Annotated in this window: 17 protein-coding genes; 6 read left to right on the plus strand and 11 right to left on the minus strand. The window is 58.5% G+C overall.

What is annotated here, in order from left to right:
- Positions 1-907: sialidase family protein (locus A3730_RS07375; RefSeq protein WP_063537814.1), on the plus strand; the 907-nt coding region annotated here is incomplete at its 5' end.
- Positions 907-1,569, plus strand: a complete 663-nt coding sequence (locus tag A3730_RS07380) for a hypothetical protein (RefSeq protein ID WP_063519984.1) — start codon at positions 907-909, stop codon at positions 1,567-1,569. The genes A3730_RS07375 and A3730_RS07380, both read left to right, overlap by 1 nt.
- Here A3730_RS07380 and A3730_RS07385 read toward each other — a convergent pair.
- Both A3730_RS07385 and A3730_RS32960 read right to left on the minus strand, forming a co-directional pair.
- The gene (locus tag A3730_RS07385) at positions 1,497-3,050 is read right to left on the minus strand and encodes a sodium:solute symporter (protein ID WP_063519985.1); all 1,554 of its coding nucleotides are present in this window, start codon (positions 3,048-3,050) and stop codon (positions 1,497-1,499) included. The genes A3730_RS07380 and A3730_RS07385 overlap by 73 nt on opposite strands.
- A gap of 90 nt (positions 3,051-3,140) precedes the next feature.
- Positions 3,141-3,749, minus strand: coding sequence for a cold-shock protein (locus A3730_RS32960; protein WP_082872292.1), 609 nt, complete (start codon positions 3,747-3,749; stop codon positions 3,141-3,143).
- 213 nt (positions 3,750-3,962) lie between these two features.
- Between A3730_RS32960 and A3730_RS07395 the strand changes: the two genes are divergently transcribed.
- Positions 3,963-5,012, plus strand: a complete 1,050-nt coding sequence (locus A3730_RS07395) for a GNAT family N-acetyltransferase (RefSeq protein ID WP_063519986.1) — start codon at positions 3,963-3,965, stop codon at positions 5,010-5,012.
- Positions 5,013-5,034: 22 nt separating this feature from the next.
- Here the strand turns inward: A3730_RS07395 and A3730_RS07400 are convergent, their stop codons facing one another.
- The 8 genes from A3730_RS07400 to A3730_RS07435 form a co-directional block, all read right to left on the minus strand.
- Positions 5,035-5,400, minus strand: coding sequence for a hypothetical protein (locus tag A3730_RS07400; RefSeq protein ID WP_063519987.1), 366 nt, complete (start codon positions 5,398-5,400; stop codon positions 5,035-5,037).
- Positions 5,401-5,684: 284 nt separating this feature from the next.
- Positions 5,685-7,646: a M48 family metallopeptidase gene (locus A3730_RS07405; protein WP_063519988.1), complete on the minus strand. Its 1,962-nt coding sequence runs from the start codon at positions 7,644-7,646 to the stop codon at positions 5,685-5,687.
- Positions 7,647-7,658: 12 nt separating this feature from the next.
- The gene (locus A3730_RS07410) at positions 7,659-8,246 is read right to left on the minus strand and encodes a LemA family protein (RefSeq protein ID WP_007148825.1); all 588 of its coding nucleotides are present in this window, start codon (positions 8,244-8,246) and stop codon (positions 7,659-7,661) included.
- A 258-nt stretch (positions 8,247-8,504) separates the two neighbouring features.
- Positions 8,505-8,960 carry a DUF962 domain-containing protein gene (locus A3730_RS07415; RefSeq protein WP_063520108.1) on the minus strand — a complete coding sequence of 152 codons (456 nt, stop codon included), beginning with the start codon at positions 8,958-8,960 and terminating at the stop codon, positions 8,505-8,507.
- Positions 8,961-9,117: 157 nt separating this feature from the next.
- Positions 9,118-10,029 carry a heme o synthase gene (gene cyoE / locus A3730_RS07420; RefSeq protein ID WP_063520107.1) on the minus strand — a complete coding sequence of 304 codons (912 nt, stop codon included), beginning with the start codon at positions 10,027-10,029 and terminating at the stop codon, positions 9,118-9,120.
- Complete coding sequence (locus tag A3730_RS07425) at positions 10,026-11,087, minus strand: heme A synthase (protein WP_063520106.1); 1,062 nt, start codon at positions 11,085-11,087, stop codon at positions 10,026-10,028. Before A3730_RS07425 ends, cyoE begins: the two co-directional genes overlap by 4 nt.
- A 15-nt stretch (positions 11,088-11,102) precedes the next feature.
- Positions 11,103-11,717, minus strand: a complete 615-nt coding sequence (locus tag A3730_RS07430; RefSeq protein ID WP_063520105.1) for a hypothetical protein — start codon at positions 11,715-11,717, stop codon at positions 11,103-11,105.
- Positions 11,717-12,469: an SURF1 family protein gene (locus A3730_RS07435; protein ID WP_063520109.1), complete on the minus strand. Its 753-nt coding sequence runs from the start codon at positions 12,467-12,469 to the stop codon at positions 11,717-11,719. Before A3730_RS07435 ends, A3730_RS07430 begins: the two co-directional genes overlap by 1 nt.
- A 235-nt stretch (positions 12,470-12,704) precedes the next feature.
- Here A3730_RS07435 and A3730_RS07440 point away from each other — a divergent pair, with 235 nt between their 5' ends.
- Complete coding sequence (locus A3730_RS07440; protein WP_063520104.1) at positions 12,705-12,980, plus strand: twin transmembrane helix small protein; 276 nt, start codon at positions 12,705-12,707, stop codon at positions 12,978-12,980.
- 240 nt (positions 12,981-13,220) lie between these two features.
- Positions 13,221-13,373, plus strand: coding sequence for a hypothetical protein (locus A3730_RS30300; RefSeq protein ID WP_156496988.1), 153 nt, complete (start codon positions 13,221-13,223; stop codon positions 13,371-13,373).
- A gap of 171 nt (positions 13,374-13,544) precedes the next feature.
- Here A3730_RS30300 and A3730_RS07445 read toward each other — a convergent pair whose 3' ends face one another.
- Complete coding sequence (locus tag A3730_RS07445) at positions 13,545-13,880, minus strand: DUF1820 family protein (protein ID WP_063518876.1); 336 nt, start codon at positions 13,878-13,880, stop codon at positions 13,545-13,547.
- A 397-nt stretch (positions 13,881-14,277) separates the two neighbouring features.
- Here A3730_RS07445 and coxB point away from each other — a divergent pair.
- The coding region (gene coxB, locus A3730_RS07450; protein WP_063537816.1) for a cytochrome c oxidase subunit II at positions 14,278-15,413 on the plus strand (1,136 nt) is incomplete at its 3' end.

Raw genomic sequence — 15,413 nt, forward strand, 5'->3', positions numbered from 1 at the left:
GGACGATGACGGCCACATGCGATTGTTTGTGGTGGCAGTGAGTTTCGGTGGTTGGGCGGCCAGCCGTTTGGTGGTGATGGAATCCTCAGATCTGGGGGCCAGCTGGGACTTCGAGACGGCACTGGTGGCGACCCCGTTCCTGAATATCAGCACGCTGGTCAAAACCCCGCCAATCCATTACAGCGATGGTTCTATCGGGTTGCCGGTCTACCACGAGATGATTGGCAAGTTTGGTGAAATCCTGCGCCTGGATCGGGATAACCGTATCCTCGGCAAGGCCCGCATCGGCCATGGGCGCAAGGCCATTCAGCCGCTGGTGTTGGTGGACGACAGCAACCACGCGGTCTCTTTCCTGCGCAATGAGAACGAGCCGAACAACGGGTATTTGTATCAGTCTTCCAGCAGCGATGGGGGCTGGCGCTGGTCACCGTTGGAATATGCGCCGGTGGATAACCCCAGCTCAGCCGTGGGAGGTGTCGCCATGGGGCCGGGGCACTGGCTGGTGGCGACCAACTGTAATCGTGAAGAGCGCGATGACCTGTGTATTCGTGAAACCCGTGATGCCGGGCAGCATTGGGAAGATCGCTGGTTTTTCCATAATCGTGAGCAATGGCGGGGCAGTGCATTGAAACCGGATGCGTTTGCTGACCTGATCGATGATGAATTTGTTGGTGAAGCGATCCCTGAGGACCAGCGCCTGTTCCTGGAGCGGGTAAAAGCCAACAAGTGCGAGCCCGACCGAGGGTGTGAGTTTCAGTACGATTACCCCTACATGGTGCGTACCCGTAACGGGGACCTGCATTTGCTATACACCTGGAACAAGACGGCGATCCGCCATGCCTGGCTGAAAGCGGATGCCTCTGAGGGCGGCGCGTCGCAACAACAACCAGAACAGGGAGCTCGATAATGTCACTTGATCTGGTGATTTGCGCACTGGTGCTGGTGGCGGTGCAGTTGCGTATCAGTGCCAACCTGTTGTCCTTGCGCGGGCGTGGGGTTCTGGCCGGCCTGGTTTTTGTCTGGTCCCTGTTGCCCTACCCGTGGGGTCCAGGGGCCTGGGTGCTGAGTTATCTGGCCGGTTTCAGTATTTCTTCCGGCCTGCTGGCGGTGTTGGCGATTCAGCATCGTGTTGCCGGGCATTACTGGCTGCCGGTGCGAGAACTGCGCACGGCGTGCCTGATGCTGGTATTGATGGCGTTGTGGTTCTACCCGATGAGCATGGGCTCCAGCTATGCGGATCCCTACGCGCTGGGCTTTGGCCATTTCGGGTTCAGCACGGCCCTGTTGCTGGTCGGTTTGCTGGCGTGGGTCATGCGAGCCTATGCGTCCTGCCTGATTCTGGTGGCGGCCCAGTGCGCCTTTGGCGCCGGTTTGCTGACCAGTGACAATCTGTGGGATTACCTGATCGACCCTTGGCTGGTGTGTTGGGCGGCAGGTTGGTTATTGCGGGACCGGCTTCTACGGGCACGGGCCATGCCCGCGCCACAGCCATCGGTTCAGCCTTCGGAGGCGGGTAAGGACGCAGGCGGTGCCACCGAGGCGGCGGGCCAGAGCAGCGCCACCAGGTAGCCGACCAGGAACATCAACACGTTGCCGATCAGGCCGGTGTAATACAGATCGAAGGGGGCGCTGAGCGCCTCCGGCAGAAGCTGGTTATTGGTCAGAATCGTCCAGCCGGTGAATACTAGCGTGCAGCCGATGCCGCACCAGGCTGCTCGCGCATTTCCCTTCTTGCTAAAGAACCCCAGCAGATACAAACCCAACATGCCGCCGCCCAGCAGAGACACCAGAATGGTGGAGGTATCCTGCAGTGTTTTTGTCTCCGCCTGGTTCAGCCACAGCGCGCCGAGAATCATTAACCCGGTAACGGCGATGGCGATAGCCCAGGCCACCTTCAAATAGTGGCGATCATCGCGGCCGGGGCGCAGGTGGCGTCGATAGAGATCCACCACGCTGACCGTGGTGATCGAGTTGATGCTGGAATCCAGAGAGCTCATGGCTGCCGCCAGGGCTGCGGCGATCACCAACCCGGCTACGCCGGCGGGCAGGTAACCGGTAATGAAATGGGGCATCAGGGTTTCCGCCCGGGCATCGCCGGCCAGAATGGCGCTGGCGTGCGGGTCCGGGTATGCCTGAAAGAACACCCAGAGCGCGGTGCCCAAAAACATATAAAATGCCCAGATTGGCAGTGCGGTGAACAGGTAGACCCAGAGCCCGCGTCGCGCTTCTTGGGTCGATTGAGAGGCGCAATAACGCTGCACGGTGTTCTGATTGCTGGAGTATTCGGTGAGCCAGTTGGTCAGCCCGATCAGCAACATCATGGTGGCGGTTTTTTCGCTCAGGGAGAACGACCAGGAGGTGTCACCCGGGGCGCCGTTTTCCCACGGTGCCAGCGCAAATTTGCCGGCATTGCCGGCCTGCTCGAAGACCTGATTCAGACCGCCGGGCAGTGCATCCAGTATCACCCACAGGCAGATGATGCCGCCGAGCAGCAGAATCACGGTTTGCAGCACATCGGTCCAGATCACCGCATCGATGCCGCCGATCACGGTGTACAACCCCACAAAGAGGCCACCCAGCACAATGGCGGTGGCGGGGGACAGGTCGGTGACCTGTTGAATCAATAGTGACAGCAGCCACAGGATCATGGCCAGGCGCACCAGCTGAGCCACGAGAAAGGCCACGGCGCCATACACACGAATGGACGGGCCGTAGCGTTGCTCGAGAAATTCGTAGGCGCTGGTCATATTGCCGCGCCGGAAAAACGGCAAGAACACGAAAGCGGCCACCAGCATGGCGGGCAACAAGGCCAGGTTGGGGAGATAGCGAAGCCAGTCGGTCTTGAAGGCGTCGGCGGGGTAGGCCAGGAAGGTAATGGAGCTGATGGACGTACCCACCAGAGACAGGCCGATCACCCAGCCACGGAAGCGGCGACCGCCCACAAAATATTCTTCGGTGTTGGTGTTACGGCGGGAAAAGTAGAGGCCGATACCCAGCACCACACACAGGTAGCCGGCGAGGACCACCCAATCAGCCGTTGCTAGTGTCATTATTGTTATTCCGCTGCAGGCAATCAGGTGGCACGCAACACGCCGCCGCGTGCAGCCTGTCGCGTGCCGCGTGATGTGACTTATGTTGCTTTATTGCTCGATATAAACGTTATCGGCCTGTTCCCCGCGGTCGGACATGCGGGTATCGAAACGTACCTTGGTGCCGGTGCGCAGGCTGCGGCGGCCGCCGTTCTGTACCGCTTTGAAGTGCACGAACAGCTCTTCGCCGCTGTCGGTAAGAATGAAGCCGAAGCCCTTGTTGGGGTTGAACCACTTCACTTCACCGCGCTGCTGGCCATTGCTGCCGGGCAAAGAAGGCAGGGGCAGGTTGGCTGGCACCAGCTTGCTGAAGGGAATCAGCGGCAGCAGGTAGGCGAGGACCGGGATCCACAGCCACGCCTGGTGGGTGAAAACGGTATTGCCATGGCTGGCTACCAGGCCGGCCAGGTAGAAGAACACCGCCACATGCAGCGGCAGCCGCTGGCGCCCGCCAAGCAGGCAGACCAGATTCACGGCAGCGGCCAGCAACAGGCCCAGGCCGGTTTGTTGACTGTGGATGTTGGAAACCTGAATCATGGCCAGGTTTTCGTGGATGGTCACCAGGGCCATTTCCGGCGCAAACAGAAGCCAGGCGCCAGGGATGGCCAGCAACAGGGTGACGATGACGTAAAAAATAGTCAGCGATTTAGAGACATTCATGGAATTGACGTTACCTTGTTTAAGCAATGAGTGATAAAAGTAAGGATAAAAACCGCCAGATGACGAGGCGGTATTGCGCGGTTAAGGTGCCCGGGTAAAACCCCCGTTACCGTTGCCCTTTTTGTTGGCAGGGCTTGCCGGTAATGACTGTCAGGCGCCGCACAATCCGGGCATTGTACCCAAGCTGGCGGTGAAACTCATGTTGGAGTCATTTTGACGTCATATCCATTCCTGAACCCGGCTTTTTTTCAGGCGTTGCAGCAGTGCGGCGCCACCACCCCCGAGACCGGCTGGTCGCCCTGCCATGTGGAGCGTGAAGGTGCCTGGTTGCCCTTGTACGGGCGCAATCATTCCCGTGGCGAGTACGTATTCGATTTCAGCTGGGCGGACGCCTATCAACGCCATGGGCTGGCTTATTACCCCAAACTGGTGACCTCGGTACCGTTCACGCCGGTGGTGGGGCCTCGCTGGCTGGGCGACTGGAGCCCGGACGCGCTTTGGCAGGCGGTAAGCGAGCAAATGACAGCGCAACAGGCCAGTGGCTGGCACTTGTTGTTTCCAGACCAGCTAAGCCGCGAGGCGCTGGTGGAGCTGCCCCTGGTGTCCCGTCAGGCCTGTCACTTTCGCTGGTTCAATCGTGACTATGCCGATTTCGAAGGGTTTCTGGCCCGGTTTCAGTCCCGCAAGCGCAAGAATTTACGCAAGGAGCGGCGGCGAATTCAGGAGCAGGGTATCCAGGTAGAACGGCGTCGAGGGGCTGAGATCCAGCCGGATGACTGGGCCTTTTTCTACCGTTGCTATGCCAGCACGTACCTCAAGCGCGGGCAGATGCCGTACTTGAACGAGGCCTTTTTCGCGACGGTGGCTGAGCAGCAAGGGGACCAGCTGATGATGGTGCTGGCCCGGGATGGCAACACCCAGGCACCCATCGCGGCGGCCCTGTATTTCTTCGACGATACCCAGCTTTACGGCCGTTACTGGGGCTGCCTGCAGGAGCGCGATTGTCTGCATTTCGAAATGTGTTACTACCAGGGCATCGAGTTTGCCATTGAGCAGCAGTTGCAGGAATTTGATCCGGGCGTGCAGGGCGAGCACAAGATTCTGCGCGGCTTCGAGCCGGTGATTACCTGGTCAATGCACCATTTGCGCGAGCCTGCGTTTCAGCGGGCGATCGGGGATTTCTGTGAGGAAGAGGCGTTGCATGTGCAGCGCTATCAGGACCAAGCGCGGACGTTGCTGCCTTTTCGGCGCGACGGCGTATAACGCCGGGAATCGGCAGTCTGATTCAGGCGGCCAGCTGCTTTTCACGCTGGTACAGCAACGCCATGGTGACCTTGTCACACAGATCTGCCTGGGGATGATCCGGGGATTTCGGGCCCAGGGTGTCTGTCACGTCTTCCAGGTCGCAGTTTTGCGGATCGTTCAGGTCGGCAAAGAATTCCCAGGCATGGCCGCGGTGGTCCACCAGGGTGCCGGTGTAGATGCCCTCATCGAAACGGCATACAGAGGAAAAGACCGTTTCATCCAGCGCAAAGCCTTGCGCATTAACCCAGGCGGACAGGGCCGGGTCCAGGCTGCCGTTACGAACCTGTTCGGTGGCGTGAGCCACAGATTCCCAAGTATTGCGGGTGCTTGCTTTACTGAATTTCATTGTCTCGTCCTCGTCCCATGAGGTTGATCGTCCGTTAAAACGTGATGCCAATCACAAATATGCCGATCAACGGCAGTGTTTCGGAGATGTTCGTATTCTGCCCATACTTTCCCGTCAATGCATAGGGAAGTTGCTCCGATAGCTGTAAGTTAAAACTGACAATTTGAAGCAAATTCAGTGTTTTGCATAACCGAGGGTGCCCATCAGTAAAACTGACGGAATCTTGTCGGTGGGCGATCAGGGCAATGGTGGCACGGCCCGGTCTGCCGTAGACCTGAAAGGGTTCAGCTGGCGAACAGCGGGGGTAGCGGGCACTCGAGCAGTGCTGCGATGGTTCGCAGTAGTTCGGCTTCCTGCACTTGCACCTTGCCGTCGGCCAGCACCAGGTCGGCGGCGGCATCAATGACCGGCCCCTTGAGCAGGGGAGACAGGTCGGCCAGCCGGTCTACGGCATGGCCGAGCTTGTGGCTGCCGCAATGGGTCAGGGGCAGCAAGGTGCGGCCGGCGGGCAGCAGTCCATGGGTACTGCGTTGGAACAGTGTTCGGGCCTCTCCATCTTCAGCGCCACTGGCCCAGGTCAGCACGGAAAACAGCAGTTGCAGCTCGGCGGCCAGGGCGCCATAGCGGCGGAAGCGGGTGCGGCGGTTCTTGCCGGATTGCTCGCCCAGTTGCTGGTGGGCCAGTCCCACCAGCGCCCATTCGAAAAAGGTGTAGCGGTTATCGACCTCGATCAGTGCCGTCAGGTGCGCAAGGATGCGGGCACGGTTATCGGCGGGCAACGGTTTGAGGACGGGCAAGGCCAGATCAATGAGCGGCAGACGCAGGCGCGAGCCCAGAGCCCTGATTGTCTCGCTTAATGTCACCAGGGCCTGGCGTTCGCCGCTGACGTTCAGTGCATCCAGCAGTGATTCGGTGTCGCTGGTCGAGGTGCTGAGGATCAAGGCGTAGAGCACGCTTTCTGCCGATTGGGGCGAGCGTATCTGGCGCCGAAGATCCTCGGGAATGGCCTCCAGCAGGCTGCGGGCATAGCCCATATCCGGTTCGCTGACGGTGCCTACCCTTTGTGAGGGAGGAAGAGACGTAGAGTGTGCCGGAGCAGCGGCGGGCGGCGGGCTGGAGTCCTCTATTGGACTACTGCCACCGGCGAAGGCAGAAGCCCCCTGTGGAGCGACAGGGCCAGCCGCTGCTGGGCTTTGTGGGCCATGAGTGCTCGTGTCCCGGGCACGGCTGCGGGCGCGGGCCACCCAGTCGCTACCTATGGCGGACAGGCGCTCATCCAGCGGTGGGTGGGTGCCCAGCAGGTTGCGCAGGCGAAAGTGAAGGGTTTCCCCGAAGCACATGTGGCTCATGTCTTCCGCGTGGGGCGTGGCCAGGTGGGAGCCGTCGCCGTTGCGTATTTTGATTAGCGCGCCGCCGAGCCCGGCCGGGTTGCGGGTGAACTGCACGGCAGAGGCGTCGGCCAGCAGTTCCCGTTGCCGGGAAATGGCGGCCTTGATAAGACGACCGAAGAACAGGCCCACATAGCCGATCACCATCAGGGCCAGGCCGGCAAACATCAGCCCGCCACCGCCCTTGCGGTTGGATGATGAACGGCTGGAAGAATGGCTGAAGGAGGAGCGGCGTTGCCCGCGAATCAGGTACTCACCTACCTTGCCCAGCGCGAGAATGCCCGCCAATACCGCCAGCAAGCGCAGATTAAGGCGCATGTCGGCGTTGAATATATGGCTGAATTCGTGGGCGATGACGCCCTGCAATTCATCCCGATTCAGTTCATTGAGCGTGCCCTGGGTGACCACCAGTACGGTTTCCGAGGGTCGAAACCCGGCCACGAAGGCGTTAATGGCGGTTTCCTTGTCCAGCACATAGAGCTGGGGAGCAGGAATGCCCGAGGCGATGCTCATTTCCTCGACCACATTGATCAGCTGCTTTTCACCAGTAGCAGTGCTGTCCATGGTGATATGGCGCGCGCCGAGCATCTCGGCCAGCCCCTGGCCACCGTTGCGCAGTTGCCAGAGTTTTAGCAGGCAGCCAAACAACATCACGGCGAGCGTGAGGCCGGTAATCCAGTGGATGAAAGGGTGGGTAAACCACTGGCTTGGCGACACGGTCTGAAAATCGCCCCAGAAGAGCGCCAGCAACACCGCCAGATTCACGCACACCACAATGGCGATGACCGCGAGGATGAAATACAGAACCAGAAGCCCGGTTTTGCGCCGGGCCCGTTCCTGGTGTTGGAAAAAATCCATGGTAAGGCCGGGTTAGAAGCTGACGTTCACGGCCTTGCGTGCCTGCTCACTTTCGATTTGCAGCAACTTGGCTTCGCTAAAGCTGCCGAATAACCCACCAATGAAGTTCTGCGGGAATTGTTCGCGGTAGGTGTTGTAGTTCATCACGGCGTCATTGAATGCCTGGCGGGCAAAACCGATGCGATTTTCGGTGCTGCTCAGCTCTTCCATCAGCTGGGCCATGGTGTCGTTGGCTTTCAGGTCCGGGTAGTTTTCACTCAGCGCAAAGAAGTTGGCCAGTGAGCCGGACAACAGGGATTCCGCCTTGCCAAGTTGCGTCACGGCGCTGGCGTCGTCCGGGTGGGCGGCGGCGGCCTGTTTGGCGCTAACCGCCTGGTTGCGGGCCTCGATGACCTGGGTAAGCGTCTCTTTCTCGTGGCTCATATAGCCTTTGGCAGTTTCCACCAGGTTGGGGATCAGGTCGTGGCGGCGCTGTAGCTGCACATCAATTTGTGCAAAGCCGTTCTTGAAGCGATTCTTCAGGGCGATAAGCCGGTTGTAGACGGCAATGATGTAAATGATGACGGCAATGATAATGCCGAAAAAAATCAGAGTGCCCATGCAGGTAATCCTTCCCCAAACGGTGTTGTTGTAGGCCTATAAACTACTGCAAAAGTACGAATGGGGAAAGGCGGTACGGAGACGTTACTGTAGGAGCACTTCTCGAGGTGCGAACCTGAGCTTGGGCGAAGGAATGGCAAAAATGCCTGCTCCAAAGCGTTATCAGATAAAACTGTCGGCACAGGCCTGGAATTCATCCTCGCTGTCGCTCGGTTCGCACCTCGAGAGGTGCTCCTATAGCGGCCCTGCAAGAATGCCTCAGTATTTAATTCCCCATTTGCGATACAGAAAACCCATGATCCAGGCGGGCCCGATCATCAGGTACTGTATGTCTTCGAAGAAGGAGGGTTTCTTGCCCTCCACCTTGTGACCCCAGAACTGGCCAATCCAGGCGAGAATGAAGATCACCAGCGAAAACAGCCAGACACTGATGCCGGCGGAGGCGATCAGATTGAGGCCGGCCAGGCAGAGCAGGCTGAAAACCAACATGCCCGCGGCGATGGGCAGGGACAGGCGGGCGTAGTAGAGGGTCACGAAGACCAGCGCCAGGCAGGCCCAGAAACTGGTGAAAAAGGGTGCCGGGATGGCCCAGAGAAAGCCGATGATGGTGAAGAAAATCACCGGCACACAGACAAAATGCACTTTCTTGTTGGTGGGGTTCTGGTGACTCTCGCCGTAGGCGTCGAGCCAGTCATCCATGCTGCGGGTTGCCATGTTTTTCTCCCTTTTTTGGCCGTTAAGGAGAGTATTGCACCGCTGGTTCAGATCGTGAAGGTTTGTCGCGAGGTGCGAGTAACGAGTTTCGAAAACCAGATGCGCTGGTGCCTTTTGACTTTCGCAACTCGAAACTCGTATCTCGAAACTGTGCTGTTTATGCCCCCAGCCAGGTGGCCACGTTGGCCGGGCTCACTGGCAGATAGTGATCCACCAGCAGGGCGGTAAACAGGGCAAACAGATAGGTGATCGAATAGCCGAAGGTTTTCATTGGCAGTTTCGGGTCTTCGGAAAAGCGCAGCCGTACCGCATGGTAAAGAAACACCAGGCCGAGAATCAGGGCGCTGAGCAAGTAGATCAGGCCGCTCATGCCGGTGAGATACGGCAGCAGGGTGCAGATAAACAGCAGGATGGTGTAGTACAGCACCGATTCACGGGTAAACGGAATACCGTGGGTCACCGGCAGCATGGGAATGTCGGCCTTCGCGTATTCATCGCGGCGGTGAATGGCCAGGGCCCAGAAGTGCGGTGGCGTCCAGACGAAGATGATCAGCACCAGCAGCCAGGCGTAGGGGTGGGCTTCGCCGGTGACGGCGGTCCAGCCTAATAGGGGCGGAATGGCGCCGGCGATACCACCAATCACGATATTCTGCGGAGTGGCGCGTTTCAGATAGAGCGTATAAATGAAGGCGTAGCCGACAAAGCCAAACAGGGTCAGCCAGGCGGTGATCGGGTTCACCAGAAAGTACAGCATGATCATGGAGGCCGCCGCCAGCAGTACGGCGAAGGTGATGGCCGCTTTCGGGGTCAGCTTGCCGGCCACCAGAGGGCGCTTTTCGGTGCGCTTCATGATGGCATCGATTTTCTGATCCATGATCTGGTTAATGGCGGCGGAGGCCATCATGGCCAGAGACAGCCCCACAAACGCAGGGATGAAGGTGCCCAGCGGCACCATGCCCGCCGGCTCGGTGGCCAGGAACATGCCGGCCACGGCGGTGACCATGAGCAACATGACCACGCCGGGTTTGGTGAGGGCGAGATAGTCGCGCCAGTGGGCAGACTCACTCATGACGGGGCTCCTTGCTGTTTGGGGGGCTGGCGCTTGCCGCATTTCACGTTAATGGCGCGAATAAACAGTACCAGGCTGGCCAACAGTATCACTGCGACGAAGTTATGGGCCACGGCCACATCCAGCGGCACCGCGAACATCACATTACTCAGGCCCAGGCCGATCTGCAGGCTGAGGATGCCGAGGATAACCAGCGCAAAATTGCGGAAGAACACGCTGCGAGCACGCAGCAGGATCTTGCCCACCAGCAGCAGTACCAGCAGGGTGACCATCAGCGCGCCGAAGCGGTGCATCACGTGTATGGTGGTGCGCGCGTCGTTGTCGAGTACGCCGTACTCGTAGTCGGGCTTGTCGTGTTCGTGGCCCCAGAAAATGAAGGCTTCCTTGAAGTCCAGTCGATCCTGCCAGCCTTCTTCGCACACTGGCAGGTCGGTGCAGGCCACGGCGGCATAGTTGCTGGCGGTCCAGCCACCCAGGGCGATCTGCAGGATAATGGCGGCCAATGTTATTGATGCCAGGGGCTTGAGTGTCAGCACATCACAATCATTGAGGAAGCTGGGCCAGCGGAACACCCGTGCGGTGAGAAGAACCAGCAGGGTAAAGGTGGTGAAACCGCCAAGTAGATGCAGCATCACGATGGTGGGCTGCAGCCCCATTGTCACCGTCCACATGCCGAGAATGCCCTGGAAGATAACCAGTGCCACCAGGAATAAAGGCAGCTTCAGTGGCTGCTTTTCCCGCTTGCGGTTAACAAAGGACAGGGCCGCGATGATGATGATCACCAGGCCCAGGGTGGAGGCGAAATAGCGGTGCACCATTTCCGGCACGGTTTTGTGCGCTTCGCGCAATGCGCCGGGGGTGGTTTCGTTGGTGGTGGCCACGTGCGCGATGGCTTTGCGTACGTCCAGATGGCCGTAGCAACCGGGCCAGTCCGGGCAGCCAAGGCCGGCATCGGACAGTCGGGTCCAGGCGCCCAAAATGATTACGCCGGCGGCCATCAGCACAGCCAGAATACAGAAACGGCGCAGCCAGCGCTGCGATGCGGTGGGGGTTTGCATAATCAAGAGCCTGCCTTAACCGATCAGTGACCCTTTCAGGGTCCGTTTGAGATCGACGCGGATGTTCTCCGCCTCTTCGAGGGTGGCATCCATGTTTTCGTGCGTGGGGTAACGCATGAATATCTGGCCGTCCGGGCTGACCAGAAAAATATCGCCAATGGGCTGACTGGCATCGGGGGCATACACCGGGGCCAGGGCCTGGGTGACATCGGCGGGAGCCGCATGGATAGAAATCATGCCATCCACCTTGTCGGTGAGGAACGTCTGCAACTCGGCGCCGGCCGGGGCGGTATGCAAAATGACCCGGCGCACTCGTTGAATGTCTTCGCCCAGGGTCAGGCGCACTTGTTGTACTTGATAATAGAGGCCGTTCTTGCAGCGGGTGTCGCAGTCTTCCCCGGCCACATAGAGCAGGGTCCACTGAGTGCTCATGTCATTGCCGTCGTAGGGTTGCTGGTTGCTGTCAGTGGCGTTCAGGCTTGCCATGTCGATGTGTGGAACCAGCAATTGGCCCTTGTTGACCTTGGGTAGCTCCTCGACATCAATCAGGAAACGCCCAGCCAGGAAAAACAGGACAAAAGGAGCAATGATGGCTAACAAAATGAACCTGTTTTTGGTCCGTGGAGTCATTACTGTTCCTCTCGCGTCTTGCGTGCTTTGCGCCAGTTTCGGAGTGCGGCGGCAACATATATCAGCAGGGCGGCCAGTGCCAGTGCGAACCACTGCAATGCGTAAGCCTTGTGTCGTTCCGGGCCTATCACCGTCACGTCCTGCCAGTGCCGGGGTAGCGGTGTGTTGCTGCCCAGCGCCAGTTCCGGGGTGACCCGGATTTCAAAGGGCGCCAATTCTACCCCAAGTTGTTCACCAATAGCGTCAAAATCCACTTTCTGAACCCGTAATGGCCACTGATTGTCGGGCAATGGCATGTCTTTCAGGACAAAAGCGTCGCGAGAAGGCCGATATACGGTTCCGGTGACGGTCTGGTTTCCAGTGATGGGGGCAATCTCCGGTAGCCTGCTGCGATCATTTCCCCGCGGGAGCCAGCCCCGGTTTACCAGCACCCAGCGTCCTTTGCGGGTTTCAAATGGGGTTAGCAAATGGTAGCCAGCCACCCCGTTCAGGGTACGGTTATCGAGCAACAGGTTGTGGGCGTTATCGAATTGACCAGAAAGGGAGGCGCGACGGTGCATGGGGTCATCGGCGGCTTGCAGGCTGGGCAAGTCTGCGGGCGGTAGAGTCGCTCGTTCGCTCTGCTCCGTGAGCCATTGGCGCTTTTCTTCTGCCCGTTCCAGCTGCCAGAAGGCCAGGCGCAGGCAGATTCCGGCAACAATTAGCGTTGCCAGCAGAGCGATCCAGGGCGCGCGACGTGGAGAGTGAGGCATGGTTATCTGCCCTCGTGACAGCAGTGTCATGGTCAAAACAGGGGGAGCCCGATCCATTGCTGCCAGTGCGCTGCCGATAGTACGTGCACTGGCAGTGTCGGCCATTACAATGCCTGCATAAAATGGCCGCATAACAATGGCGGCACATTGTACATAGCTGGCCGGGCTTTTCATCCAGGGAATCCGGGCGCTGTTTCTGATACGCCGTAATAACGGGTGCAAGGAGATAACGAGTATGTGGTGGGTAAAGCTGATTGTGGTGATTTTACTGCTGGCGGCAGTGATTTCTCTGGGGCGCGCGCTCATGTCTCTGGTGAAGGACCAGGGCAAGGAAGGCAAGACCATGCGCGCTCTGGCCTGGCGTGTGGGCTTTTCCGTGGCGGTGTTCCTGTTCATCCTGCTCAGCATGTATCTGGGTTGGGTGCAGCCGCATGATGTGAACCCGACACTGCGTTACGGTGAGCCGATCCAGTCCAGCGAGCAGGCTCCCTCCCGGAATCAGGGGGAATAGGTAAAGAAAGTGCCTGTGTGCTCCCGGTCTTGTAAAAGGCCGGTAAAAAGCCTGCCGTTCAGTGAACGAAGATGCGGAAGGGCTCTCTGATACAGTGAACTCGCGTTGAGCGAGGCAGGCGGAGAAGGGCCAGCAGGGATGGCCAGGGAGCATGGATGCACTTCCCGCTTTATCATTCCGTATCGATTACCCCGGCCGGCCCAATGAGGCGGCAGTGGTGAGCAACGCGAGGAGACCACAATGGAGTGGATGACACGGTTTGCGCTGGTTCTGTTTGTTCGCATGATTGCGCGAGCGGAACAGGCGATGTTGCTGGCGGGAAGCGCCCGCAAAGAGTTATCGGCAGTACGCTCCCCGGTGCTAACCCAGGCCTCCCGGGATGCCACGCGCTAGCGGGACGATCTTTTTTTAGTCCGTCGGGAACCTTTGCATCCACCCACGGACTAATTCAGTAGGCAAAATACGTTTTCTCCTCTTAGTAACATCAGGCAACCCTCTGGGCGCTCGGTCTAACCGGCGCCCTTCTTTTTTTGGGGTGCAGGGTTTTTGCAGAGGCAGGTGCGGCTATTTGCCCGGACCTGGCGGCATGGGGAAAGGGGAAATGTTGCTGCTGCGGGGCTCTGGGCGTGATTCCGTGATTTTTCCGACCCCTTCCTTTTCTACCTCATCAATACGAATGACCGAATGCATGGGGATGTACGACCGCAGAACCCCTGAAAACTCGCTCTTCAGCTTTTCTTCCGATGGATCCACCAGCACACCGCTGCGTTCATCAAACAGGAATTCCTCTACTTCGATAAAGCCGTGCAGGTCGCTTTGATATATCTCTGAGGCATAAACTTCGTAGGTTTGCCCCTGGTTCTGGAATATGACGCGGTAAATAGGGCGGCGTTTTGACATGGCAGAAAGAGACGCTGGGTAGGGAAATAGAGACGGAGTGTAGCATAGCGTTTGGCTTTCGTATCTGCCTGAAAGGCTTGATAAACCCTACGTTTCGGCTGGACTTTAGCCATGCGAATGACTAGAGTTGGCGCCCATAAATGCAGTGGGACAATTTGCCACACCTCCGGCAATTCAATGAAATCAGCATGGCGGTAAATAGCTATTTGATTTTATTGGGTTTTGCCTCCCATGTGACACGTTAAGCGGCCGCCCCCTTGGTCGTCGATGTCAGTGGGGAAGGTCTGGTGACCGTTTCGCCGCATCAATCCTGAAACTCGCTTTCCAGGCGCCGGTAACGGCAAAGAACAAGCGTGCCTGTAACGGGGTAGCGCTGGGGAAAACAGGGAGCAAACGCATGCAGTCAACTCTGTTCCACCGCGCGGCGGCGGGTCTGACGTCACTGATGATCAGTGGCATGACCTTCGCTAGCGACTGGACCGAACGTTCCGATCTCGATCTGCGACCGGGGGTAACCCAGGTCAGTCAGGAAGTTCAAAATCTTCACACCACCGTTCTCTGGATCGTGACCGTCATCGGTCTTCTGGTCTGTGGCCTGATTCTGTTCTCGATGATCCGCCACCGCCGTTCCAAGAATCCGAATCCTTCCACCTTCCACGAAAACGTGTTTTTCGAGGTGCTGTGGACAGTGATCCCCTTCGTTATCCTGATCGCCATGGCCGTACCGGCCACCCGCGTACTGGTTCAGCTGGACGATACCGCTGAATCAGAGCTGACGGTGAAGGTGACCGGCTATCGCTGGAAGTGGAGCTACGAGTACCTGACGTACGAAGACGACAACGATATTGGTGTCTCTTTCTTCTCCAACCTGGCCACGCCGCCGGAACAGTACAACAACCCGGTTCTGTCCGGCGGTCTGTTCCCCTATGGCACCGCGAAAGATCTGGTCGGCAAGGACGCTCCCGAGAAAGACCACAACTACAACCTGGAAGTGGATAACAAACTGATCATTCCGTCGGGCCAGAAAGTACGCTTCCTGGTGACCTCTGACGACGTGATCCACTCTTTCTGGGTGCCGGATTTCGGCGGCAAGAAAGATGCAATCCCCGGGTTCGTCAATGAAACCTGGGCACTGGTACCGGAAGGTAAGGAAGGCACTTACTACGGCCAGTGTGCGGAACTGTGTGGCAAGAACCACGCCTTCATGCCGATTGCTGTAGAAGTGGTGACCCAGGACGAGTTCAAGACCTGGATCGCTGAAGAGAAGGAAAAAGCTGCCTCAGGCCCGGATCTGACACCGTTTGCCGGCATTGATCAGGCGCTGGAAGAAGGTAAGCAGGTTTACGACAGCGCTTGTGCCCTGTGTCACGGAGCCAATGGTGAAGGCGGTATCGGCCTGGCGTTTGCCGGTACGGAATTTGCCACCAATAAAGAGCACCTGAACGAGCACATTGATGTGTTGGTCAATGGCCGTGGTGCCATGCCCAACTTCAAGGCTCAGCTGACACCTCGCCAGATTGCGGCGGTGATCAC

The organism is Alcanivorax sp. HI0044 (assembly GCF_001634945.1).

What these genes read in the sequence shown, in the direction of transcription:
- A3730_RS07380 (WP_063519984.1), top strand. Translation starts at nt 907, where the DNA reads ATGTCACTTGATCTGGTGATTTGCGCACTGGTGCTGGTGGCGGTGCAG.
- A3730_RS07385 (WP_063519985.1), bottom strand. Translation starts at nt 3,050, where the DNA reads ATGACACTAGCAACGGCTGATTGGGTGGTCCTCGCCGGCTACCTGTGT.
- A3730_RS32960 (WP_082872292.1), bottom strand. Translation starts at nt 3,749, where the DNA reads ATGAATGTCTCTAAATCGCTGACTATTTTTTACGTCATCGTCACCCTG.
- A3730_RS07400 (WP_063519987.1), bottom strand. Translation starts at nt 5,400, where the DNA reads ATGAAATTCAGTAAAGCAAGCACCCGCAATACTTGGGAATCTGTGGCT.
- A3730_RS07405 (WP_063519988.1), bottom strand. Translation starts at nt 7,646, where the DNA reads ATGGATTTTTTCCAACACCAGGAACGGGCCCGGCGCAAAACCGGGCTT.
- A3730_RS07410 (WP_007148825.1), bottom strand. Translation starts at nt 8,246, where the DNA reads ATGGGCACTCTGATTTTTTTCGGCATTATCATTGCCGTCATCATTTAC.
- A3730_RS07415 (WP_063520108.1), bottom strand. Translation starts at nt 8,960, where the DNA reads ATGGCAACCCGCAGCATGGATGACTGGCTCGACGCCTACGGCGAGAGT.
- cyoE (WP_063520107.1), bottom strand. Translation starts at nt 10,029, where the DNA reads ATGAGTGAGTCTGCCCACTGGCGCGACTATCTCGCCCTCACCAAACCC.
- A3730_RS07425 (WP_063520106.1), bottom strand. Translation starts at nt 11,087, where the DNA reads ATGCAAACCCCCACCGCATCGCAGCGCTGGCTGCGCCGTTTCTGTATT.
- A3730_RS07430 (WP_063520105.1), bottom strand. Translation starts at nt 11,717, where the DNA reads ATGACTCCACGGACCAAAAACAGGTTCATTTTGTTAGCCATCATTGCT.
- A3730_RS07435 (WP_063520109.1), bottom strand. Translation starts at nt 12,469, where the DNA reads ATGCCTCACTCTCCACGTCGCGCGCCCTGGATCGCTCTGCTGGCAACG.
- A3730_RS07440 (WP_063520104.1), top strand. Translation starts at nt 12,705, where the DNA reads ATGTGGTGGGTAAAGCTGATTGTGGTGATTTTACTGCTGGCGGCAGTG.
- A3730_RS30300 (WP_156496988.1), top strand. Translation starts at nt 13,221, where the DNA reads ATGGAGTGGATGACACGGTTTGCGCTGGTTCTGTTTGTTCGCATGATT.
- A3730_RS07445 (WP_063518876.1), bottom strand. Translation starts at nt 13,880, where the DNA reads ATGTCAAAACGCCGCCCTATTTACCGCGTCATATTCCAGAACCAGGGG.